Source organism: Myxococcus sp. CA039A, assembly GCF_013336645.1.
Classification (GTDB): Bacteria; Myxococcota; Myxococcia; order Myxococcales; family Myxococcaceae; genus Myxococcus; species Myxococcus llanfairpwllgwyngyllgogerychwyrndrobwllllantysiliogogogochensis.
Genome location: NZ_JABUMQ010000016.1, coordinates 13,291 through 37,747, shown reverse-complemented (window position 1 = coordinate 37,747; position 24,457 = coordinate 13,291). Strand labels below are relative to the sequence as shown.

The following is a 24,457-nucleotide window of genomic DNA, read 5'->3' as shown; positions in this document are numbered from 1 at the left end:
GCCGAGCTAGTTCATCCTTCCAAGCTTGTACCACACATTCTGCTTCCGCTGGATTCGCTGCAACTCGTCGTAAGGGACCGAATCGAAATACAGCTTCTCCGCCATGTCCGGCGGATAGAGGCTGGGAAATTTCTGATGCATGTAGCGGGCATACTGGGCCCGCAAGAAGAAGATGAAGCGAGGATTGCTCAGCATCTCGTAGTTCGCGATGGACATGTCCTGCATCGCATCCGCCTGCACCTTCCGCTGGCGGGTGAACTCCGGGAGCACGACCTCAAGGTCATGGGCGTGTTTGTCCAGCAGGGTGGAGAAGACATAGGCATCTTCCAGGGCCATGTTCATGCCTTGCCCCATGAAGGGTGCGGTGGCATGCGCCGCATCGCCCATCAGCACTGCATTCCCACGATAGTGAAAGGTGCTGGAGCGAACATTGACGAGGTCGTTGCTGGGCAGTGTCATGAACTGCTCCAGCATTTCTTGCCGGCGGGCGAGCGGCAGGCCCCCGAAATAGTGGTTGAAGAAGGCGCGCAGGGTGTCTCCATCTTGCGTCGCCAGGCTCAGGGCCCCCGTGTATGGCAGACAAATCGCGAAGCTGATGCTATCACCGGGGATGGTCGCCGCGCGGCCGGCGAAGAGCCCCTTGGAGTCCATGCCAAAAAAATACAACAGGTCCTTCCGATAGCCCAACTCCGCGGCATTGGTGAGGACCAGCGTCTTGTAGCCGTGGCGGAAGAAGGTCTGTTTGAATTCGAAGCGCCGCAGGCCGCTCTGCATGGACTGGCGTACCGCGGAGTGTGCGCCATCCGCGCCGATGATCAAATCCCCTTGATGGCGCTGGACCCCACCGTCGTTTTCCTGGACGAGGACTGACTTCTTCTCCAGGTCGACACCCAGGCATCTGGATTCGAAGTGGTACTTCACGCCGAGAAGGGCGGCGTGCTTGTTCAACAGCCTTTGAAACGCCAACCGATCCAGGGACAGAGGGGAAATCCCCTCGGACGGAGTGAGTTCGCGGATCCTGTACTTTCCGCCAACAGAGAAGGCCATGCCGGCGATGGGTTCGCCGCACCGCTTCAACTCTTGTGGCTCAATCCCGGCCCGCAGCACCGCCTTGATGCCCCTGACGTTCATGCTGACGCCGATGGCGCGCGAGCTGGTCATCTCCAGGGAGGAGAAGGTGTTCTGCAGCGGGTCTCTCCGCCTTTCGACGACACGAACGTCGTACCCACGCCGCGCCAGATAAATGGCGGTCAGGCTGCCTGCCAGTCCGCCGCCCACAATGATGGCTTTGTGCATTCAGGCCTCCCTTGGAATGTTCCCCTGGGCCAGATCGGTCAGTTGACGATTGAAGAACTCCAACATTTCTATCGGTGCCACGCCGACAAGGTCCGCGCCAATGCCGCGGGCCACCTGCGCCAATGTCAGGCATTTCTGAGCCAGCATCTGGCATCCCGAGGCGTAATCGCCGCCGACCTGGCCCTTGACTGGCTCGGGCACTGGCGGTCCGGCATTGCGCCCGGGCAGACCCGACGGCGTATTCATCAAGGTGATCGACAAAGGGCGCAGCAGACCCGTCATGATGTCGATGGAGGCATTCATCAAGCGGGAGCGGCGCAAACTGCCCAGCGGTCTTTGCGCGAAATGATGGGCCATCAGTAGCACCATCAACTCATGACACCCTTGATACAGGCCCATCAGCGACCTGGCATCCTCGTTCACCACCTGGACACAATCGTCGCGTGGCTCCAGGGCCGGATTCCTCAATGCCGGTACGGCCGGCTCAAACGGTTTCTTCTGGGCGCTGAATCGGGTGGCCATGCGGCGCAGTCTTTGAAAATGCGAGGACTCGAAGGATGGGGCATCGACCGCGACACCCTCTCCCTGCTCGGTGACATAGTCGATGGAGAAGAGCGCGCTGTCCCGATCAAAAACCTCCAGCTGATACCCTGGGAACAGCTTGTTCGTCAGTTCATTCAAGAAGAGATGATGTTCCCCGCCGCGTTTGCCGGGGCGGGTGTCGAACAGGTCAGGCAGCTCACGAAGCGCCTGGCGAATCGAGCTGTAGAAATCCGCGATGGACTTTCCTGGCACGGGGATATGTCCAGGCCATTCAAACCGAACGAACCTGGCGAGCACATGCTCCGAGAAGGGCTCGAAGGAAAACTCGGTATCCAGACCAAAATGGAGCCGCGCCTGCGCTCCCACCATGGGGGTGCCCGCATGGAAGGGTTCGCCCAAGGCCATCAGCACATTGTTCATCACGAGATAGTGAATCATCTCTTCATGCGCGATTTCCAGCAACGTGCCGCGCACACCACTGTTGCGGCGCCTGTCCTCGGTGCCGCAGGCCAGCTCCAGCTCCGCCATCTGCCAACGGCCCGCCTGAACCTGCTTGAGCCCTTGTTCGTAGTTGGGAATGGAGTAGGCGGCATACAGATACTGAAACAGCAGGGACAGCTCCAGGTCGATCGCTCTCTTCAACTCCTTGACCAGGTGGGCCCTACTGCTGATCGGCTGCGGACCAGGAGGCTCAGGAAGGGAGGTCCTGGAGGCCGCTTCGAGGTGCGTCAGGTATTTCAGGAACAACTTGGACTTGGGCAGGGAGAGTTCCCTGGTGCTCGGCATGTAGTAGCTTTTGTCCCGGTTGAGCGGATCGCACATCTGCCACATCAGCCGGGAATACGTTTCGCATTTACAGCGGTCCGCCAGGCTGAACACCTTGTTCGACATGAAGGGGTATACCAGCTCGTAATAGCTCATGACGTGCTGATACAAGAATGCATAGTCCACCTGCTCGGCGGGGACCTCATCCAGGTGCCAGTCGTCGGGCAATACCCTGACGCCCATGGACTGGCTGTCTTCTCCGGCGCTCAGCGCAACGCGAGTCGCGCCAGGGCGCTGGCCCGTGAGGGTGAGTTGCGCATAGCCAGCCCCCTGCGGCGAAGGAGCCAGGTGCGCGGTCAGCATGCCGGAGTCTTCAGCCTGCACCGCGAGCGCCGAGTGTGATGCCAGTTCGCCACGGAGGCGGCTTTGCACGGTGATGGTCTCCGGGAAGACCTGGTCCTTCCGCTTGTTGGGCGCCTCCAGAAACAGGTGATTGCTGTCGGACTGCACCACCCAATCGGCTTCTCTCCACTGGGCGTGTTCGCTTGTCAGGAGAAGCGAATCCGTGGCGGAGTTCAACAGCGGCACATCCAGCACGCCATGATGGCGCCAATAATCGAGGTAGAGTTTTTCAGGGATTCTGGCAACCAGTGCGCCGGACTGGTTGAGGAGTGCAAGATCTCCCAGCGGCAGTTTTCCGCCCAAGGCATGGGTGGGATGCTGGTCCGAGACAGGTTGGGCGCTTCGAGTCGTGAAAGGGACGGCGGTCGGCATGTTGAGTGACACCCGGTCCGACTGCACGCTCACCACGACCGGTCCCAGGCCGGGCTGGCGCGGCAACAGCAGACGCCCCGCCGGATAGGTTTCCAGCTCATGCCGGCACCACAGGCCCACGGTGCCAATCAGATCATAAAAGACAGGTGAATCCGCCCCCCGCGGCGTCGACATGTTGAACAAGGCGTACTGGACCGTCAGTCCCTGTACCTCGTCGCCCTCCAGCGCTTGCAGCACGGCCCGCAGACCAGGGGATGAAGAAGCTTGCGACGTGAGCAGGAACTGGGAGTCGTTTTTTGAAACGGAGAATTGAAACAGCCGCGAGCGGGTGAACTCTTCGGCGAGGAAGTGCTCGTTGCGCTCGACGACATGCCCTGTCCCCACCCAACGAACGGAATGAGCCCGCGGAATGGTCGCCGTGAGCAGAGCCGGAGTGTGAGGCGTGGCGTGCCTGTCGCTCAGCGTCACCTGTCCGGCGTATATCAAGGTGGTGTCGGCCCGGCTGGGGTTGTTGTCCACCCATCGGGCGCGGTTGAACGTCGTGCGAAGGTATTCGTTGTAGTTTCCCCAGAGTGCCAGTTGGGCCCCCACCAGACTGTCGCTGGTGTCGAGGTCCCCTTCCCGCAACTGCACGCCCGTGATCCTGACGTTCTCCCAGGAGAAGTGATTGTTGCCGCCGAAGTTATAGCCGGCGGCCTCGCTGAAGATTCCTCCGGAGGCCGCCCTCCCCTCCGCGTCGAATCTGGGAGCCAGCTGCTTCAGATGCTCGTGGAATTCGGACGGCGGACGGCGAAGATCGAACGGAGCGCCCTCCATGAAGACGGTATTCGTGGCGATGTCGATCTGGCCATGCGTGTTTCGATTCGCGGTTGGAACATTGGCGCGAGCAAAGCCTCGAAAGAACAGCCGAGGAAAATAGAGGATACTCATGGCGTTCGACAAGCGGTGCTACGAGGGCTTTGTTGATACCGGTTCTCTGAAGCGCTGGTGAGCTGTTCCAGCAAGAGCCGAACTGCTTGATGCGCACTGAGCAGTCCACCTTCCATCCAGCCGCCATGCGGCGTGTAGGCATCTGAGCAGGCGATGACACCATCGCGATGAACCAAGGCGGTGGGCTGATCCGCCTTGGATTCCAGACAGAACTCCACTCCATGTGGCCAATGCTTGTGAAAATGGTCCTTGATGGGAGGTAGGGGCTTTCCACCGAGGGGGAGAACCTGTTCCAGGCAGGCGCGCACCCTCTTCAAATAGACGTCCTCGCCTTGCTCCAGGCTGTCCTGCCAATACGTCGCGTTTTCGCCGTCGGTGTAGAACTGTACGTATTTTTCGCCTTTGAAGTAGATCTTCCTCAAAGGGTTGTTAACCACCAGGACCTTGTCGGTCATATGACAGTCTCGCCACCAGGCGCTATTGAAGGTCAGAAACCCCTTGAACAAGGGAAGGGAGCCATATTGGTAGGGACTCCAATGGGTGGGAAAGCCGAGATTGAGCGGTGTCATGGCGGAGGGTGGGATGGCCAATATGACGTGCCGCGCCCGATGTATTTGTATGTTGTCTTGATGACTGAAGGCGAGGCCGTATCCATCTCCAGCGCGCGAAACGGAGAGCAACCGGTGTTCCATCCGAAACTCGACCCGGCCCTCCTGTGCCTGACACTGAAGGCGCGCCAGCAGCTGGCCGTAGCCTTCCGGGGCATAGCGCCATTGGTTGCTTGCGTCATCCACCAGGCTTTGCGTTTCCGGGTGCTTCTTGATGATGCTGTATGCCATGGACGCAGAGACCATCGGCAGAAGGAGGGCGTCATACCCCATGGCCTTGATGATCTTCCTGGCCTCCCCTTCCCCCAGATAGTGGCTGACGAATTCCAGGAATGAGGCCTGGGGATGCTCATCCAGATTGGAGAGCAAGCCGAGCAAGGTCGCTCTCAGCTTTCCCTGCATGTCGTCTTGAAATACGGCCTGAGTGAATGGGTAGGTCTCATGTTGATGTTGGAAACAATGCATGAGCGCCTGGAAACGTGGATGTAACTGCGGCGAGTAGCGAGCGGCCCCCAGCTCGGTGATTTCCCCACCGTCCAGCTTTCTTGACTGGATGCGGCCTCCCACGCTGGCATTCAAATCAAACACTCTGACGCGCAGACGGTTGCTCAGGGGGGAAGTCGCCAATCCAGTGGCGCAGGTCAGCCCTCCGATTCCGGCACCAACAATGCAGACATCTGAATGATGTGTCATCTCAAGGTTCTGGACAGAAGAGGGACCACTGGGGCGGATCCTCATCGTGCTGAGCAAAAAGCATGGCTCAGCCCTCGGAATCCAGCCGACGAAGATCTGATGGCCCCTGGAGTAAGTCACGCTCGCCCGCTGAATACAACCGACCAGGCAGTACTAGGAGAATGTTGATAAACGCCGCCCCGATAGTTAACGGGCTTTGCCAATCACTCTCTCGACTGCTCAGGAAGCGGAAATGCGACGGCCCGCCCTGGAGACATTCCGGGGCGGGCCGTTTTCGATTCACGACGACGTCTGCTCATTCATGCTTCAGGCGGCGTGGGGCACAGACTCGTGGCACGAGTGTATGTCGTCGTCTGGCCCCACCTCGTCCAGGGTCCGCAGCCGCTGTACCCCACGATCACCGTACGCGCCGCGGTGGAGTAGTCGAGGACAGCTTATGGGGTGTACGGCACTCCCAGACCAACACACTGGGAGTAACTTCCCCATCCCGCCGCCCCGCAAGGGAATGCACCAGGGGCTCAGAAGCGAGGCAGTCCGCTGTCGTCCCGGTATGACAAGGAATAGAGGGAGGCCCCCATCTGAGCCAGGCCCGCGGGGGCGTCCAGCGGAGCCAGCCGAACCTCCACGAACACCAGCCGTCCGCCGCGCTGGGCACGCACCGCCTCGGCCAAGACAGGCGCCACCTGCTCCGGCTTCTCGATGAGCAAGGTCAGCGACTGACCTGGAGCCCCCAGCGCATCACAGACGGCCGGGTAGTTCCACTTCGGGATGTCATTGTAGACGGACTCCGGACCGACGATGAGGCGCTCGATGGTGTAGCCCGCGTTGTTGATGAGGAAGACGAGGGGCTTGAGCTTCAAATGCAGCAACGTGGAGAGCTCCTGGGCCGTCATGATGAAGGAGCCGTCGCCGATGAAGAGCAGGTGGCGCCGCTCCGGGGCCGCCGCCAGGCTGGTGCCCAGCAACGCCGGCAGCGTGTAGCCGATGGAGCACCACAGCGGCTGGGCCACCCAGCTCACGCCTCGGGGAAGCTGCGTGGATGAAAAGCCCACCATGGGGCTGCCCGCCTCGACGACGAGGACATCCTCCGGCTCCAGCACCCCCGCGAGCGCGGGCCAGAGCTGCGCGTGGGTCAGCGGCGTCCCGGTCTTGGGGATGGGCACTGGCGCCCGGGCCGCCGCCGTGGCTCGCAGCCGGGCGGAGCGGGGAACAAAGTCCTGGGCCCCCCGAGCGCCCAGCGACTCCGTCAACGCCTCCAGCACCTCGCTCAACACCAATCCGCTGTACAGGGACGGTGGCTCACCCTGCGTCCCCTGCCCCAGCGCGGCGCTGAAGAGCTGGAGATCCACCAGCCGGGCGGACTCCAGGCGATGAGAGAAGGAGTGCGTGTTGAGGTCCGTGAAGCGCGTGCCCAGGGCCACCACGCAGTCCGCGCCATCCACCCAATCCCGCACGTATGCATCGGACAGGCGCCCGCCATAGAAGCCGAGGAACGCCGGATGCCCCTCGTCGACCAGGCCCCGCGCGGAGCTGAGCAACGCGATAGGAAGTCGGCCGGCCTCCGCCATCGCGAGCACCTTCGGCGCGAGGCCGAAGCGCTGGATATCGCTGTCCACCAGCAGCGCGCACCGTCGGGCGCCCCTCAACCTTGGCACCAGTTCCTCGAGGAGCAGCCGAAGACTGTCGGGGTCGCTCCGTGGAGCCTCCTGCACCAGCGGCGCCTCGGGAGCTGGGACGTGCTGGAACGTCACGTCGGAGGGGAGCTGGAGATACACGGGCCGCCGCTCCCGGAGACACGTGCGCAGCACCCGGTCGATCTCCTGGGGTGCATTCGCCTGCGTCAGCACCGCTTGCGCAACAGTGAAGGGCGCCACGCTCGCCAGCGTGTTGCCGAAGTCTCCATCCCCCAGGCTGTGGTGAATCACGGAGCGCTTCTGGAGATGGGACAGCGGAGGGGCTCCGGTGATGGCCACCACGGGCACCCGCTCGGCATACGCGCCGGCGATGCCGTTGATGGTGCTCAGCTCCCCCACGCCATAGGCCGTCAGCAGCGCGGCAACCCCTCGCATGCGGGCATACCCGTCCGCGGCGTAGGCGGCATTGAGTTCGTTGCAGCACCCGACCCACCGCAGCCCCGGATGCTTGAGCAACTGCTCGAGCACGCCCAGGTTGAAGTCTCCCGGGACGCCGAAGACATGGTGGATGCCCAGCTCCTGCAAGCGGGCCAGCAGATAATCTCCGACAGAGACGGACATTTCTCGCGACTTCATGTTCGGATGGCTCACGGCGATTCCTCCCCGCACAAGAGACTCGCTCGGGCATCTCCAGACACCCAAGGTCACTGCGAAAGGATTTGCATCGCGAGCCTCACAACTCAATCCGTGAAAACCCTGCCCTCCCTCGCCCGTCGGCTTCCCATCAATCCAAGCGGCGGATACTGAAATGGAGAGTGTTTGCACAAGGATTGAGCTGCCTCGGGGCACACAGACACTCCCCGCAGAAGGACCTCCTGCGGGGCTGTCTCAATCAACCTTGCGGGCGTGTCAGGGATAGCGGGGCACGTTTGGCTCGGGCTCCGGGAGCGGAATGAATTCCGTCTCACCCGGGACCTGGCCGATGCGCCCCGCGAGCCAGTCTTCCTTGGCCTGCTCGATGCGCTCCTTCGAGCTGGAGACGAAGTTCCACCAGATGTGACGCGGCCCATCCATGGGCTCGCCGCCAAAGAGCAACAAGCGCGAGCGCGTGGCCCCGCCGCCCCGGGCGACGACGTCCGCGCCCGGACGCAGCACCAGGAGCTGACCGGGACCGAAGCTCTCGCCGCCGACCTCCACCTGCCCCTCCGCGATGAACAGGCCCCGCTCCTCATGCACGGACGGCACGGGAAGCCGGGTGCCCACGTCGAGCTTCACGTCCGCGTAGAACAGCTCTGACTGCGTCTTCGCCGGAGAACGCTCGCCGAAGAGCTCGCCTGCGATGAGCCTCAGCTCCAGGCCGTGGTCCTGGATGACCGGAAGCGCCTCCACCGGCGTGTGTACGAAGGACGGCGCGACCTCCTCGTGCTTGCCGGGCAGCGCCACCCAGAACTGGATGCCGAACAGCCGGTTCGCCTTCACGCGCGCCTCCGGCGGCGTGCGCTCCGAGTGGACGATGCCGCGTCCCGCCACCATCCAGTTCACCGCGCCGGGCCGGATGGTCTGCACCACGCCCAGCGAGTCCCGGTGCAGGACCTCGCCATCGAACAGATACGTCACCGTGGCCAGGCCAATGTGCGGATGGGGCCGCACGTCGAGCCCCTTGCCCGCCTGGAGCACCGAGGGCCCCATCTGGTCCAGGAAGATGAACGGGCCCACCATCCGCCGCCGCGACGACGGCAGCGCCCGGCGCACCTCGAAGCCATCCCCCAGGTCCCGCGTGCGCGGAACGATGACGGTCTCCAGCGCGGAGCCAGGCTCCGCGTCGACATAGGGTTCCTCGGGCATCTTCCAGGCCATCGGCTCACACTCCTGTAAAAATTCGCTCCGTCCGGACATGCCATGGGTAGGTCCGGACACTCCAGACCCATGAGACTGCGTCACCGTCACGGGCATTTCCACGAAAGCGAATGCCAGTATTTACGGTTCACACCGTATCCACGGAAGATTCCGCATTCCCTTCCAACCGTCACTCCCTCGACGGAGGGAGGGAAGAGTCCCTCTCCCCTGGAGGATGATGTGAAACCCCGGTGCACTGCCGTTCGAGCTGGTTCGCTGAGAAGCGTTGTCTTGACGTTGCTGCTGGCGGGAGTCTTTTCAAGCCGCGAAGCCGTGGCGGCGCCCTTCACGCTCTTCGAAAGCGGACAGGTGCGGCCCCTGGCCCTCTCCCCTGACGGAAGGCTGCTGTTCGCCGTCAACACTCCGGACAACCGCCTGGAGATCTTCCGCGTCGGCAACAGTGGCCTCAGCCACCGGGGCTCGGTGCCGGTGGGCCTGGAGCCCGTGGCCGTCGCCGCGAGGACGAACGACGAGGTCTGGGTCGTCAACCACCTGTCTGACAGCGTCAGCATCGTCCGCGTGGACGGTGAGGGAAACAGCGGCATCGTGACGCGCACGCTGCTCGTGGGTGACGAGCCTCGCGACCTGGTCTTCGCGGGCCCGGGCCGGCGGCGCGCGTTCATCACCGCGGCGCATCGCGGACAGAACGCGCCGTTCGACCCCCAGCTCACCACGCCGGGCGTGGGCCGGGCCGACGTCTGGGTCTTCGACTCGGACCACCTGGGCAGCTCGCTGGGTGGCACGCCGCTCACCATCCTGTCGCTGTTCTCCGACACGCCCCGGGCCCTGGCGACGACGCCCGACGGCTCGCGGGTGTACGCGGCGGCCTTCCACTCCGGCAATCGCACCACGGTGCTGCACGAGGCGGCCATTCCCAACGGTGGCGAAGCCGCGGGCGGCGTTCCGAGCCCCAACACCAACTTCGCGGGCGTCCCCGCCCCGGAGGTCTCCGTCATCGTCAAGTACAACGGGCAGGACTGGGTGGACGTGGTGAACCGCTCGTGGACGCCGCAGGTGCGCCTGTCCCTGCCGGACAAGGACGTCTTCGCCATCGACGCCACCTCCAACCCGCCCGCGCCGCTCACCGGCAGCGGGAGCGTCTACGCCGGCGTGGGCACCATCCTGTTCAACATGGTGGTCAACCCCGCCAACGGGAAGGTGTACGTCAGCAACACCGAGGCCCGGAATGACCTGCGCTTCGAGGGGCCCGGCACCTTCGCCAACACCACGCTGCGCGGCCACATCCACGAGAGCCGCATCACCGTGCTCGGCCCCACCAGCGTCACGCCGCGCCACCTCAACAAGCACATCAACTACGGCACCTGCTGCGCGCCCACGCCCAATCCGGAGAGCGAGAAGAGCCTCGCGCAGCCGCTGGGCATGGCGGTGACCTCCGACGGCGCCACGCTGTTCGTCACGGCCTTCGGCTCCTCGAAGCTGGGCGTCTACTCCACCGCGGCGCTGGAGGCGGACACCTTCGTGCCGAACGCCGCGAACCAGATTCAGCTCACCGGCGGCGGCCCCACGGGGCTGGTGCTGGACGAGGCGCGGCGGCGGCTCTACGTGCTCACCCGCTTCGACAACGCCATCTCCGTCATCAACACGACGACGCGCCAGGAGATCGCCCACCTGCCCATGTACAACCCGGAGCCCGCGAGCGTGGTGGAGGGCCGTCCGTTCCTCTACGACGCCCGGAACAGCTCCAGCCACGGCGACTCCTCGTGCGCCAGCTGCCACATCTTCGGCGACTTCGACAGCCTGGCCTGGGACCTGGGCAACCCGGACGGCGCGGTGAAGAACAACCCCAGCCCCGTCGTCCCCATCATGCCCGAGTTCGGCAGCGATCCGACGTTCGGCCAGAGCACGGCCTTCCACCCGCTGAAGGGCCCGATGACGACGCAGAGCCTCCGAGGCATGGCCAACCACGGCCCCATGCACTGGCGAGGAGACCGCAACGGCGGAGACAGCGCGGCGAACGCCCAGCCCAACAACGGCTCCTTCAATGAGTCGGAGGCCTTCAAGCAGTTCAACCCGGCCTTCATGGACCTGTTGGGCCGCAACGCCCAGCTCACGCCGCAGCAGCTCCAGAAGTTCACCGACTTCGCGCTCCAGGTCGTCTATCCGCCCAACCCCATCCGCAAGCTGGACAACTCCCTCACGACCACGCAGCAGGCGGGCCGGGACTTCTTCCTGAACACGACGACGTTCTTCCACGGGCCCTGCGGCTCGTGCCACACGCTCGACCCCAACGCGAACCCTGGCGAAGGTGTCTTCAAGGGCTTCTTCGGCACGGACGGTCGGTCGTCGTTCGACGTGGTGCCGCAGTTTCCCAAGGTGCCGCACCTGCGCAACGCGTACCAGAAGGTCGGAATGTTCGGCGCGCCCTTCGCCACGGGCAACCTGCCCGTGGATCCCTTCATGGGAGACCAGGTGCGCGGCTTCGGCTTCAACAGCGACGGCACCGTCCCCACCCTCTTCACGTTCAACAGCGGCTTCGACTTCCACCCCATCTTCAACTCGGTGGGCATCCCGGATACGCCGGAGGGCGTCGCGGCGAAGAAGAACATGGAGCAGTTCATCTTCGTCTTCGACACGAACCTGGCGCCCATCGTCGGCCAGCAGGTGACGCTGACGGCAGCCCAGGCCGCCGTGGTGGGGCCGCGCATCAACCTGCTGGTGGCGCGAGCGAACGCGGGCGAGTGCGACCTGGTCGCCAAGGGCCGGGTGGGCCCGCACGATGCGGGCTTCCTCTACGTGGGAGGAGGTCAGTTCATCGTCGACCGACAGGGTCTGCCAGGAGTGTCGGACGCAAACCTTCGCGCCGCCACCACGGCGAGCAACGGCGTGCTGACGTACACGTGCGTGCCCCCGGGCTCGGGAACGCGCATCGGCATCGACCGGGACCTCGACGGCTTCCGCGATGGCGACGAGCGCTCCGCTGGCACGAACCCGGCGGACCCGACGAGTCACCCGTAATAAACTGAAACACAACTCAACGGAGATCCGCCTCATCAGGGCGGGGAGGACCAGCCAATCTTGCGCATGTCTCGGCAAGCCTCCTAGATATGACTCACGCGTTCCGCCCCGTCTCATCGGCTGCCGTGCCCCCCGCGGCAGCCGTCGCTTTCTCATCCTGTGAGGGCGACGCGTTGACATGCTCGACGCCCTCTCCTTGTCGGCTCCCTCTCCGGCTTCTCTTCCCTCCAACATCGCGGACGCCTTCGAAGCCCAGGTAGCGCTGCGTCCTCACGCTGTCGCGGTCAGCAGCGACAGCGTGAGCCTGACGTATGCGGGACTCGACGCGCGGGCGAACCAGCTCGCGTGGCGCCTGCGCGCCCAGGGCATCGGTCGAGAGCATCCCCAGGTGGGCGTCTGTCTCCCGCGCTCGGCGGAGCTGCTGGTCACCCTCCTCGCCATCGTCAAGGCGGGCGGCGCCTACGTTCCGCTCGATCCCGACTACCCGTCCGAGCGACTGCGGTTGATGGCGGAGGACGCGGGGGTCCACGCCATCGTCACGCAGACGGGCCTGCGCTCCCGCCTGCCGTCGGGCGGTGTGCCCACGCTGTGCCTGGACGCACTGGAGGCGGAGCTGGACGCGCTTCCCGCGCATCCGCCCAAGCGGGAGGTCTGCCCGGACGACCTCGCCTACGTGGTCTTCACATCGGGCTCCACGGGCAAACCCAAGGGCGTCTGTGTTCCCCACCGGGGCGTGTTGCGGCTGGTGCTGGGCGCCAACTACGTGGACGTGGGCCCCGACGACGTGCTGCTGCAGCTCGCGCCCGTGGCCTTCGATGCGTCGACCTTTGAAATCTGGGGAGCGCTCCTCAATGGCGCGCGGCTCGCCGTGTTCACCCAGGGCGCCGCGGGGCTGGACGAGCTGGGTCCCTTCCTGGAGGCGCAGGGAGTGACGGTGGTCTGGGTGACGACGGGCCTCTTCCATCAACTCGTCGAGCTGGGCCTGCCTGGAATGGGCCGCGTGCGCGAGCTGCTCACGGGAGGCGAGGTCCTCTCCGTGCCCCATGCGCGCAAGGCGCTGGAGCAGCTTCCGCACATCCGGCTGGTCAACTTCTACGGGCCCACCGAGAACACGACGTTCACCAGCTTCCACCCGATGCGCGGAGCACTGGAGACAGATGACACCACGGCCGTCGCCATTGGCCGCGCCATCTCCGGGACGCGGATGTATGTACTGGACGAGGCGCTGCGGCCCGTTCCCGTCGGAACCGTGGGTGAGCTGTACACGGGGGGCTTGGGCCTCGCGTGGGGATACTGGGAGCGCGCGGACCTGACGGGAGAGCGCTTCCTGCCCGACCCCTGGAGCGATACGCCCGGTGGGCGGATGTACCGCACCGGAGATCTGGTGCGGCGGCGCGTCGATGGAGTCATGGAGTTCATCGGCCGTCGCGACCACCAGGTGAAGCTGCGTGGCTTCCGAATCGAGCTGGGGGAAGTGGAGAGTGCGCTGCGCCAGCATTCCTCCGTGCTGGAGGCCCTCGCGCTCGTGCGAGAGGACTTACCGGGAGACCGGAGGCTGGTCGCGTACGTCGTCGCGCGAGCGTCCTCCGTCGAGCTGCGCGAGCACGTGCAACGCCTGCTCCCCGGGTACATGGTGCCCGCCGCCATCGTGGTGCTGGACGCACTGCCACTCACGCCCAACGGCAAGGTGGACCGCGCGTTGCTGCCCACACCCCAGGCGCACTCCGAGGACTTCATCGCGCCGGAGTCGGCCCTGGAGACCGCCGTCGCGCGCATCTGGGCGGAGGTGCTGGGCATGGACGCCGTGAGCGCCACCGCGAACTTCTTCGACCTGGGGGGCCACTCGCTGCTCGCCACGCAGGTCATCACCCGGATGCGCGAGGAGACACGGTTCCACCTTCCGCTGCGTGCGCTCTTCGATAGGCCCGTCCTTCGCGAGCTGTGCGCCAATCTTGAGGAGACCACGAGCGCGTTCTCCGAGGACCTCATCCGACCCGCCCAGGGCGAGGCGCGCCTGAGCCCATCGTTCGCGCAGCAGCGCCTGTGGTTCCTCGACCGGTGGATGCCGGACACGGCCGTCTACTCCCTGCCCATGGCGTTCCGGTTGGAGGGGGCTCTCGACGTCACGGCCCTGGAGCAAAGCCTCCAGGCACTCGTTGACCGTCACGAGTCCCTGCGCACGACCTTCCCGGGCGAAGGCGCTCCCGTGCAACTCGTGGCGGAGTCCGTGTCCGTGCGGTTGGAGCGGAGCGCCGTGAGTTCAGTCGAACAGGCCCACGCCCTGCTGCGTGCCGCGGCGGAACGTCCGTTCGACCTCGCACGTGGTCCGCTCTTTCGAGCGCTGCTGGTGACGACCGCTGCTCACGAACATGAGCATCTGTTGCTGCTCAACCTCCACCACATCATCGCCGACGGCTGGTCCTTCGGCGTCCTCTACCAGGAACTCTCCGCCGAGTACCTCGCTCGACTCCAGGGTGTGGCCTCCTCCCTCGCCCCTCTCTCCATCCAGTACGCCGACTTCTCCTCCTGGCAGCGTCACTGGCTCTCCGGCGACACCCTCTCCTCCCAGCTCTCCTTCTGGACTCGCCTCCTCGACGGCGTCCCTCACGTCCTCTCTCTTCCCTCTGACTTTCCTCGTCCCTCTCTCCAATCCTTCGAGGGCTCCACTCACCGCTTCTCTCTTCCCCTCCACCTTCGCGACTCCCTCGACTCCCTCTCCCGTCTCCACGGTGCCACCCTCTTCATGGCACTGCTCTCCTCCTTCCAGCTCCTCCTCTCCCGCTACTCCGGCCAGCTCGACTTCCTCGTCGGCTCTCCCATCGCCAACCGCACCCGTCCTCAGCTCGAATCCCTCATCGGATTCTTCGTCAACACCCTCCCTCTCCCCGCTCGCCTCTCCGGCAACCCTTCCTTCCTCGACGTCCTCCTTCGCACTCGCGACTCCTGCCTAGGCGCCTACTCCCACCAGGAGCTTCCCTTCGAGAAGCTCGTCGAGGAACTCCACGTCGAGCGCGAGCCCGGACGCAGTCCGTTGGTCCAGGTCCTATTCGCGCTCCAGAACGCTCCCGGGGGACAGCTTCAGCTTCCAGGGCTCCAGGTCGCTCCGCTGGATCTGGAGACACGGACGTCGCGGTTCGAGCTGTTCCTCGCGCTGGAGGAATCCCCCGAGGGACTCCGGGGCTCCATCGAGTACTCCACCGCGCTGTTCGCTCCGCACACCATCGAACGGATGGCGGAGCACTTCGTGCGACTCGTCGAGGCGTTCGTCCGGGAACCCGAGCGTCCTTGCGGACAAGTGCCGATCCTCTCCGACGACGAGCAACGCCAGTGGCTCATCGACTGGAACCACACGGCGCGCGCCTACCCGTCCGAGTCGTCTCTCGTGCGCCTCTTCAATGCACAGGTGGCGCTGCGGCCCGAAGCCGTGGCGGTTCGACAGGGAGAGCGCGCGCTCACCTATGCCCAGCTCGATTCGCGCGCCAATGCGCTGGCCCAGGTACTGCGAGCCCAGGGCGTCAACCGCCGGCATCCGCAGGTGGGCGTGTGCCTGCCTCGGTCCCCGGAGCTCATCGTCGCGTTCCTCGCGAGTCTCAAGGCCGGCGGAGCGTACGTTCCGCTCGACCCCGAGCACCCCACGGAGCGACTGGCCTTCATGGCCCATGACGCCCGACTCGCGGCCATCGTCTCTCACGATGCGCTGAGCACGCGGCTTCCCGAGGGACCGTGGCACGTGGTGAACCTGGATCGGCTCGGGGATGCGCTGGAGGGTTCGGCGTCAACTCCGTGGGTGGATGACAGCACCGCCGATGACCTGGCGCACATCATCTACACCTCCGGGTCCACGGGGCGTCCCAAGGGTGTCTGCATTCCACACCGGGGTGTGGTTCGCATGGCGCTCGACCCGGACCAGGTCCGCCTGGGGCCAGACGACCGGGTCGCCCAGGTGACCACGGTGACGTTCGACCTCTCCACCTTGGAGATCTGGGGTGCGCTGCTCAATGGCGCCGCGCTCGTCATCTTCGACAAGGACGAGGTCATCCAGCCCGACGTCTTCGCGCGCCACCTGCGGGAGGAGCGCATCTCCGCGCTGGTCGTCGCGACCGCCATCTTCCACCACACCGCGCGCACGCACCCTGATGCGTTCGCGGGGTTGCGCTGGGTCATCTTCGGAGGAGAGGCCGCCGACGCAACGACTGTTCAACGCGTGCTCACACACGGAGCACCGGTCGCATTGGTGAACGGCTACGGCCCCACCGAGAACACCACGTACAGCACCTGGTATCAGGCCCAGCCCTCCACCGAGCTGTCGGTCCCCATTGGAAGGCCTGTCTCCAACAGCACCGCCTATGTGCTCGATGCGAATCTGCAACCTGTTCCTCGGGGTGTCGCGGGTGAGCTGTTCGTCGGAGGCGACGGCCTCGCCTGGGGCTATTGGGACAGACCCGACCTCACCGCCGAGCGCTTCATTCCCCATCCCTTCAGCACGACTCCGGGCGCGCGCCTCTATCGCACGGGCGACCTCGTTCGCTTCCGTCAGGACGGAGAGCTGGACTTCATTGGCCGCCGCGACAACCAGGTGAAGCTGCGCGGATTCCGCATCGAACTGGGTGAGGTCGAGGCCGCGCTGCGTGCCCATCCCGCCGTGCGCGACGCCGTCGTGCTCGTGCGAGAGGACTCGCCGGGTGACAAGCGACTGGTCGCATACGTCGTGACGCGAAGCTCCGGGACACTGTTGCGTGAGCACCTGGGACAACAGCTTCCCAGCTACATGGTGCCCTCGGCGGTCGTCGTCCTCGACGCGCTTCCACTCACACCCAATGGCAAGGTGGATCGGCGCGCATTGCCGGCGCCTGAGTTCGGAGCGTTGGAGACGGACTCGTTCGTCGCTCCGCGCACGGAGCTGGAGTCGCGGCTCGCGGCCATCTGGGGCGCTGTGCTTCAGCTCGACAGCGTCAGCGTCACCGCGAACTTCTTCGACCTGGGCGGGCACTCCTTGCTCGCCACCCAGGTCATCTCTCGCATCCAGGAGCACCTGGGCACGCTGATTCCCGTTCGCGCGCTATTCGAGGCGCCCTCCATCGAGGCCCTTGCTCGCGTCGTCGAGCAGCGCCGAAACGCCGTTCCTGCTCCGACAGACGTGGCCCTCGCCCCGACGGTGAGCAGAGACGCGCCGCTGCCGCTCTCCTTCGCGCAGGAGCGTCTCTGGTTCCTCAGCCAGCTTCATGAGCAGCAGGCCGTCTACAACATGCCCTTCGCGCTGCGTCTGGAGGGCGCTCTTGACGTCGCCGCACTCCACGACAGCCTCCGCGCGCTCGTCCTTCGGCACGAGTCCCTCCGCACTCACTTCCCCGGCGACGGCGTTCCCTCTCAGCACATCTCCGACTCCCTCGACTTCGACTGGGAACTCGTCGACCTCTCGTCCTCTCCCAACCCCGACGACGAAGCCCTTCGCCTCCTCCAGCTCGATGCCGAGGCTCCCTTCAACCTCGCCCTCGGTCCTCTCTTCCGCGCGCGCCTCTTCCTCCTCGCGCCTCAGCGGCATCTGCTGCTGCTCAACCTCCACCACATCATCTCCGACGGCTGGTCCTTCGGCGTCCTCTACCAGGAGCTCTCCGCCGAGTACCTCGCTCGCCTCCAGGGCGTGGCCTCCTCCCTCGCCCCTCTCTCCATCCAGTACGCCGACTTCTCCTCCTGGCAGCGTCACTGGCTCTCCGGCGACACCCTCTCCTCCCAGCTCTCCTTCTGGACTCGTCTCCTCGACGGCGTCCCTCACGTCCTCTCTCTTCCCTCTGACTTTCCTCGTCCCTCTCTCCAATCCTTCGAGGGCTCCACTCACCGCTTCTCTCTTCCCCTCCTCCTTCGCGACTCCCTCGACTCCCTCTCCCGTCTCCACGGTGCCACCCTCTTCATGGCACTGCTCTCCTCCTTCCAGCTCCTCCTCTCCCGCTACTCCGGCCAGCTCGACTTCCTCGTCGGCTCTCCCATCGCCAACCGCACCCGTCCTCAGCTCGAATCCCTCATCGGATTCTTCGTCAACACTCTCCCTCTCCCCGCTCGCCTCTCCGGCAACCCTTCCTTCCTCGACGTCCTCCTCCGCACTCGCGACTCCTGCCTTGGTGCCTACTCCCACCAGGAGCTTCCCTTCGAGAAGCTCGTCGAGGAACTCCACGTCCAGCGCTCCCTGAGCCATGGCCCTCTCGTCCAGGTCATGTTCGCTCTCCAGAACGCGCCCGGTGCACCGCCGTCCTTCCCGGGGCTCAGCGTCGAACACGTCGAACTCCATCCCCACACTTCCAAGTTCGACCTCACGCTCTCTTTGGAGGAGTCGCCGGATGGCCTTCACGGCGTTTTCGAGTTCGCCACCGCGCTCTTCGCGCCAGCCACCGTCGCGCGCATGGCGGACCACCTTCGCAGGCTGATGGAGCAGGTCGTCCGGACTCCGCACGTCTCCATCCACTCACTGGACCTGCTCTCCGCCGACGAGCGTCGCCAGTGGCTCGTCGAATGGAACGACACCGGCCGGCCGTATCCGGCCCACTCGTCCATCGTCGAATGCTTCGCCACCCAGGCCGCGCTGCGTCCCGACACCATCGCCGTGCAGTACGGCTCCGACTCGCTCTCGTACGGCGAGCTGGATGCTCGCTCGAACCAGCTCGCTCGCATCCTTCGTGCTCACGGAATTGGCAGGGCGCGTCCTCAGGTCGGGGTCTGCCTGCCTCGCTCTCCCGAGCTGATTGTCACGCTGCTCGCCATCCTCAAGGCGGGCGGCGCCTACGTCCCGCTCGACCCGGATTACCCCTCCGAGCGTCTCGACTTCATGGCTCGCGACGCACAAGTCGTCGCCGTCATCACTCACGAGTCGCTCAGAGAGAGCGTGCCTTCGGGTGATTGGCGACTCCTGAGTCTTGACCTGCTTCGCGAAGCGCTGAGTGCGAACGGCAAGGCGCCGTTGGAGTGCGACCTCGGTCCAGATGACCTGGCGCACATCCTCTACACCTCGGGTTCGACGGGTAGACCCAAGGGTGTCTGCATCCCCCACCGAGGCGTCCTCCGCCTCGTCCTCAACTCCAATGACGTTCAACTCGGGCCCGACGACCGCGTCGCCCAGGCCGCCACCGTCGCCTTCGACGCCTCCACCTTCGAAATCTGGGGCGCCCTCCTCAATGGCGCCGCCCTTGTCATCCTTGAGAAGGATGACGTCATCGACCCGGCTGTCCTCGCCCGTCGTCTCCGCGACGAGCGCATCTCCGCCCTCGTCCTCACCACTTCTCTCTTCAACCTCGTCTCCCGCTCCGAGCCTTCCGCCTTCTCTCGCCTCCGCTTCGTCCTCATCGGCGGTGAGAACGCGGACCCCTCCTGCATCAACCGCGTCCTCTCCTCCGGGCCTCCTCAGCGACTGGTCAACGGCTACGGCCCCACCGAAAACACCACCGCCAGCACCTGGCACCCCACCCTCTGCCACCAGGAACTCTCCGTCCCCATCGGCAGGCCCATCGCCAACAGCACCGCCTATGTGCTCGACGTGCATTTGCAGCCCGTGCCCATGGGCGTCACTGGGGAACTCTTCGTCGGTGGCGATGGCCTCGCCTGGGGCTACTGGAACAAGCCCGACCTCACCGCCGAGCGCTTCATTCCCCATCCCTTCAGCTCGGCTCCCGGCGCTCGCCTCTACCGCACCGGTGACCTCGTCCGGCTTCGCACTGACGGTGCTCTCGACTTCATCGGCCGCCGCGACAACCAGGTGAAGCTGCGTGGCTTCCGCATCGAGCTGGGTGAAGTCGAGTCCGCCATCCGGGCTCACCCCGACGTGCGCGACGCCGTCGTACTCGTGCGGGAGGACTCGCCGGGTGACAAGCGACTGGTCGCCTACGTCGCGACGGAGCTCGCCGGCTCCGTATTGCGCGAGCACCTGGGGAAACAACTTCCCAGCCACATGGTTCCCTCGACGGTCATCGTCCTCGCCGCGCTGCCCCTCACGCCCAACGGGAAGATCGACCACCGCGCACTCCCCGCGCCCGAGGCGAATCGCGTCGACGGTGAGGCGTTCGTCGCTCCACGCACGGAGCTGGAGTCGCAGCTCGCAGTCATCTGGGCAGTGGTGCTTCAGCTCGACAAGGTCAGCGTCACCGCGACCTTCTTCGACCTCGGTGGGCATTCATTGCTCGCCACGCAGATCATCTCGCGGAGCCAGGAACGTCTCGGTGTTCCGCTGGCCGTGCGGATGCTCTTCGAAGCACCGACCATCGAGTCCTTCGCACAGGCCGTGGATCAGCGCCTCCAATCAGCGCAGACGGTTCAGAACACCTCGCTCATTTCGACGGTGAGCAGGGATGCACCGCTGCCGCTCTCCTTCGCGCAGGAGCGCCTCTGGTTCCTCAACCAGTTCCATGAGCAGCAGGCCGTCTACAACATGCCCTTCGCGCTTCGTCTGGAGGGTGCTCTCGACGTCTCAGCACTCCACGACAGCCTCCGCGCGCTCGTCCTTCGTCACGAGGCTCTCCGCACTCGCTTCCCGGGCGACGGCGAGCCTTCCCAACGCATCTCCGATGCTCCCGACTTCGACTGGGGACTCATCGACCTCTCGGCCGCTCCCAGCCCCGACGACGAAGCCCTTCGCCTCCTCCAGCTCGATGCCGAGGCTCCCTTCAACCTCGCCCTCGGTCCTCTCTTCCGTGCGCGTCTCTTCCTCCTCGCGCCTCAGCGGCATCTGCTGCTGCTCAACCTCCACCACATCATCTCCGACGGCTGGTCCTTCGGCGTCCTCTACCAGGAGCTCTCCGCCGAGTACCTCGCTCGCCTTCAGGGCGTGGCCTCACCCCTTCCCCCTCTCTCCATCCAGTACGCCGACTTCTCCTCCTGGCAGCGTCATTGGCTCTCTGGCGACACCCTCTCCTCCCAGCTCTCCTTCTGGACTCGCCTCCTCGACGGCGTCCCTCACGTCCTCTCTCTTCCCACTGACTTTCCTCGTCCCTCTCTTCAATCCTTCGAGGGCTCCACTCACCGCTTCTCCCTTCCCCTCCACCTTCGCGACTCCCTCGACTCCCTCTCCCGTCTCCACGGTGCCACCCTCTTCATGGCACTGCTCTCCTCCTTCCAGCTCCTCCTCTCCCGCTACTCCGGCCAGCTCGACTTCCTCGTCGGCTCTCCCATCGCCAACCGCACCCGTCCTCAGCTCGAATCCCTCATCGGATTCTTCGTCAACACACTCCCTCTCCCCGCTCGCCTCTCCGGCAACCCTTCCTTCCTCGACGTCCTCCTTCGCACTCGCGACTCCTGCCTCGGTGCCTACTCCCACCAGGAGCTTCCTTTCGAGAAGCTCGTCGAGGAACTCCACGTCCAGCGCTCCTTGAGCCATGGCCCTCTCGTCCAGGTCATGTTCGCTCTCCAGAATGCTCCGGCTGGACAGCTTCAGCTCCCGGGACTTGTGGTCGATACCCTGGAGTTGCACCCGCGCACGTCGAAGTTCGATCTCACCCTGTCGTTGGAAGAGACGCCTCACGGACTCAACGGTGTCTTCGAGTTCGCCACCGCGCTCTTCACGCCCGCGACCATCTCGCGCATGGTGGACCATCTCCGCGGCTTGATGGAGCAGGTCGTCCGGACTCCGCACGCCTCCATCCACTCCCTGGAGCTGCTCTCAACCGACGAGCGTCGCCAGTGGCTCGTCGAATGGAACGACACCGGCCGGCCGTATCCGGCCCATTCGTCCATCGTCGAGCGATTCGCCACCCAGGCCGCGCTGCGTCCCGACGCCATCGCCGTGCAGCACGGCTCCGACTCGCTCTCGTATGGCGAACTCGACATGCGCTCCACTCGACTCGCGCGCATCCTCCGTGCGCAGGGGGTCGACAGAGCACGTCCCCAGGTCGGAGTCTGCCTGCCCCGCTCTCCCGAGTTGATCGTCACGCTGCTCGCCATACTCAAGGCAGGCGGCGCCTACGTCCCGCTCGACCCTGACTACCCTTCCGAGCGCCTCGACTTCATGGCTCGCGACTCACAGGTCCAGCGCATCGTCACGCAGACCTCGCTGTCCGTGCGCGTTCCCCACGGTGACATCGAGCCGCTGTGCATCGATGCCCTGCCACCTGTCTCCGATGACGAGCTTCCTCGGCTCACTCACGACATGGGGCCCGACGATCTCGCTTACGTCACCTACACCTCGGGCTCGACGGGTCGCCCCAAGGGTGTCTGCATTCCCCACCGCGCCGTCCTTCGACTCGTCCTCGACTCCGACTACGTCCAGCTCGGACATGATGACCGCGTCGCCCAGGCCGCCACTGTCGCCTTCGACGCCTCTACCTTCGAAATCTGGGGCGCCCTCCTCAACGGCTCCTCCCTCGTCATCCTCGACAAGGATGACGTCATCGACCCCTCCATCCTCTCCCGCCGTCTCCTCGACGAGCGCATCTCCGCCCTCTTCCTCACCACCGCTCTCTTCAACCTCGTCTCGCGCTCCGAGCCCTCCGCCTTCTCCCGTCTCCGCTTCCTCCTCTTCGGCGGCGAGAACGCGGACACCTCCTGCGTCAACCGCGTCCTCTCTCTCGGGCCTCCTCAGCGTCTCCTCCACGTCTACGGCCCTACCGAGAACACCACCTTCAGCTCCTGGCACCCTGTCCTCCTCCACCACGAGCTCTCCGTTCCCATCGGCAGGCCCATCGCCAACAGCACCGCCTATGTGCTCGACGTGCATTTGCGGCCTGTCCCCACGGGCGTCACCGGGGAACTCTTCGTCGGTGGCGATGGCCTCGCCTGGGGCTACTGGGACAGGGCCGACCTCACCGCCGAACGATTCATCCCCCATCCCTTCAGCTCGGCTCCCGGCGCGCGCCTCTACCGCACCGGTGACCTCGTCCGCCTTCGCCACGACGGCGCTCTCGACTTCATCGGTCGCCGCGACAACCAGGTGAAGCTGCGCGGCTTCCGCATCGAGCTTGGCGAAGTCGAGTCCGCGCTCCGCTCACACCCCGACGTGCGCGATGCCATCGTCCTTGTGCGCGAAGACACGCCGGGAGACAGGCGCCTTGTCGGCTACGTCGCGACAGAGTTGGAGCTGACGTCCACGGTTCTTCGCACCTTCCTCCAGGGGACCCTCCCTTCGCACATGGTCCCCTCCGACTTCGTGGTCCTCCCGTCACTCCCGCTCACGGCGAACGGCAAGGTCGACCACCGTGCGCTGCCCCGACCCTCCGCTGCAGGGGATGACTCGAATGCACGCGTGGCGCCGCGCACGCCGCTGGAGGAGGACATCGCATCCCTGTGGGCGCAGGTCCTCGGCCGCGAGTCCATCAGCGTGACGGCGAGCTTCTTCGACCTGGGTGGACACTCGCTGCTCGCCGCACAGCTCGTCGCGAAGCTGTCCGAGCGCTTCGGCTTCAAGGTCCCGCTCCAGGTCCTCTTCCAGAGTCCCACCGTGGCGGCGCTCGCCTCCTGGGTTCAAGACAAGCTGACGCCCGGTGAACTCGACACCGCGCCCGCGCTTCCCGACGGTATCGTCTTGCTCCAACGCGGACGCGACGACCTCCCGCCACTCCTGTGCATGCACCCGATTGGCGGAACCGTCTTCTGCTACCAGGACCTCGTGCGCGCGCTCGGTCCGGAGCGCTCCGTCTACGGCTTCCAGGCCCCGGGCGTGAATGGCGAATGCGAGCCACTGCAGACCATCGAGCAGCTCGCCTCCGTCCACCTGAACGCCCTGCTCCAACTGCGTCCGCGCCCGCCGTACTACCTCGTGGGCCTGTCGATGGGCGGCACCATCGTCTACGACATGGCGCAGACCCTGCGGCGTCTGGGAGTCCCACCCTCGCTGCTCGTGTTCCTCGACACGCCAGGGCCAGGTCAGCTCCCCAAGCGCTTCGAGGACGACGCGGAGCTGCTCGCCGCCACGTTCGGTGACTCGTCGGAGGCGCTCATCTCCCTCCTGCGCGGACTGGACCCGCAGGCCCAGATGCTCGAGGTGCTGCGACGCGCCCGCGACGGCGCCGTGGTACCCGACTCGTTCTCCCTCGTGGACCTCCAGGTCTTCCTCTCCGTCTGGAAGGCCCATATGCGCGCGCTGTTCAGCTACGAGCCGTCGCCCACCGAGGGCACCGCCATCTACCTGCGCGCCCAGGAGTACGTCCCGCCACACCCTCGACACCCCGAGCGGCCGTGGCAGGAACTCGTCAAAGGCGGACTGGAACTCATCGGCGTCCCCGGCAATCACCAGACGATGATTGAACCGCCCCAGGTCACCGTGATGGCCCGGCACCTGAACGACTTCATGCGGCGAATCGAAGAAGCGGTCCTTCCGAAATCCACGGGGACTTGAGCGCCCCCCTCGCGAGTCAACTCACCCGTTTACCC

The 24,457-nt window shown here is 65.2% G+C and carries 7 protein-coding genes; 2 read left to right on the top strand and 5 right to left on the bottom strand.

Features of this window, described 5'->3' with window-relative positions:
- Positions 1-6: 6 nt before the first annotated feature.
- The 5 genes from HR086_RS04200 to HR086_RS04180 form a co-directional block, all read right to left on the bottom strand.
- Positions 7-1,296: an NAD(P)/FAD-dependent oxidoreductase gene (locus HR086_RS04200; protein ID WP_174462063.1), complete on the bottom strand. Its 1,290-nt coding sequence runs from the start codon at positions 1,294-1,296 to the stop codon at positions 7-9.
- Positions 1,297-4,308, bottom strand: coding sequence for an iminophenyl-pyruvate dimer synthase VioB (gene vioB, locus HR086_RS04195; protein WP_174464930.1), 3,012 nt, complete (start codon positions 4,306-4,308; stop codon positions 1,297-1,299).
- Complete coding sequence (locus HR086_RS04190) at positions 4,305-5,609, bottom strand: FAD-dependent oxidoreductase (RefSeq protein WP_174464929.1); 1,305 nt, start codon at positions 5,607-5,609, stop codon at positions 4,305-4,307. The genes vioB and HR086_RS04190 overlap by 4 nt, the downstream gene beginning before the upstream one ends.
- Positions 5,610-6,127: 518 nt before the next feature.
- On the bottom strand, positions 6,128-7,864 hold the full coding sequence (locus tag HR086_RS04185) for an alpha-keto acid decarboxylase family protein (protein WP_174464928.1): 1,737 nt from the start codon (positions 7,862-7,864) through the stop codon (positions 6,128-6,130).
- A gap of 288 nt (positions 7,865-8,152) precedes the next feature.
- The gene (locus tag HR086_RS04180; protein ID WP_254614411.1) at positions 8,153-9,100 is read right to left on the bottom strand and encodes a pirin family protein; all 948 of its coding nucleotides are present in this window, start codon (positions 9,098-9,100) and stop codon (positions 8,153-8,155) included.
- Positions 9,101-9,169: 69 nt separating this feature from the next.
- Between HR086_RS04180 and HR086_RS04175 the strand changes: the two genes are divergently transcribed.
- Positions 9,170-12,115, top strand: a complete 2,946-nt coding sequence (locus HR086_RS04175) for a hypothetical protein (protein ID WP_254626163.1) — start codon at positions 9,170-9,172, stop codon at positions 12,113-12,115.
- 178 nt (positions 12,116-12,293) lie between these two features.
- Entirely contained in the window at positions 12,294-24,422 is a 12,129-nt protein-coding gene (locus tag HR086_RS04170; protein ID WP_174464927.1) for a non-ribosomal peptide synthetase, read from the top strand.
- The last annotated feature ends 35 nt before the right edge of the window (positions 24,423-24,457 follow it).

Excerpts from the sequence above, each read along its gene's own strand:
- HR086_RS04200 (WP_174462063.1), bottom strand. The coding sequence starts at position 1,296 with ATGCACAAAGCCATCATTGTGGGCGGCGGACTGGCAGGCAGCCTGACC.
- vioB (WP_174464930.1), bottom strand. The coding sequence starts at position 4,308 with ATGAGTATCCTCTATTTTCCTCGGCTGTTCTTTCGAGGCTTTGCTCGC.
- HR086_RS04190 (WP_174464929.1), bottom strand. The coding sequence starts at position 5,609 with ATGACACATCATTCAGATGTCTGCATTGTTGGTGCCGGAATCGGAGGG.
- HR086_RS04185 (WP_174464928.1), bottom strand. The coding sequence starts at position 7,864 with ATGTCCGTCTCTGTCGGAGATTATCTGCTGGCCCGCTTGCAGGAGCTG.
- HR086_RS04180 (WP_254614411.1), bottom strand. The coding sequence starts at position 9,100 with ATGGCCTGGAAGATGCCCGAGGAACCCTATGTCGACGCGGAGCCTGGC.
- HR086_RS04175 (WP_254626163.1), top strand. The coding sequence starts at position 9,170 with ATGAGACTGCGTCACCGTCACGGGCATTTCCACGAAAGCGAATGCCAG.
- HR086_RS04170 (WP_174464927.1), top strand. The coding sequence starts at position 12,294 with ATGCTCGACGCCCTCTCCTTGTCGGCTCCCTCTCCGGCTTCTCTTCCC.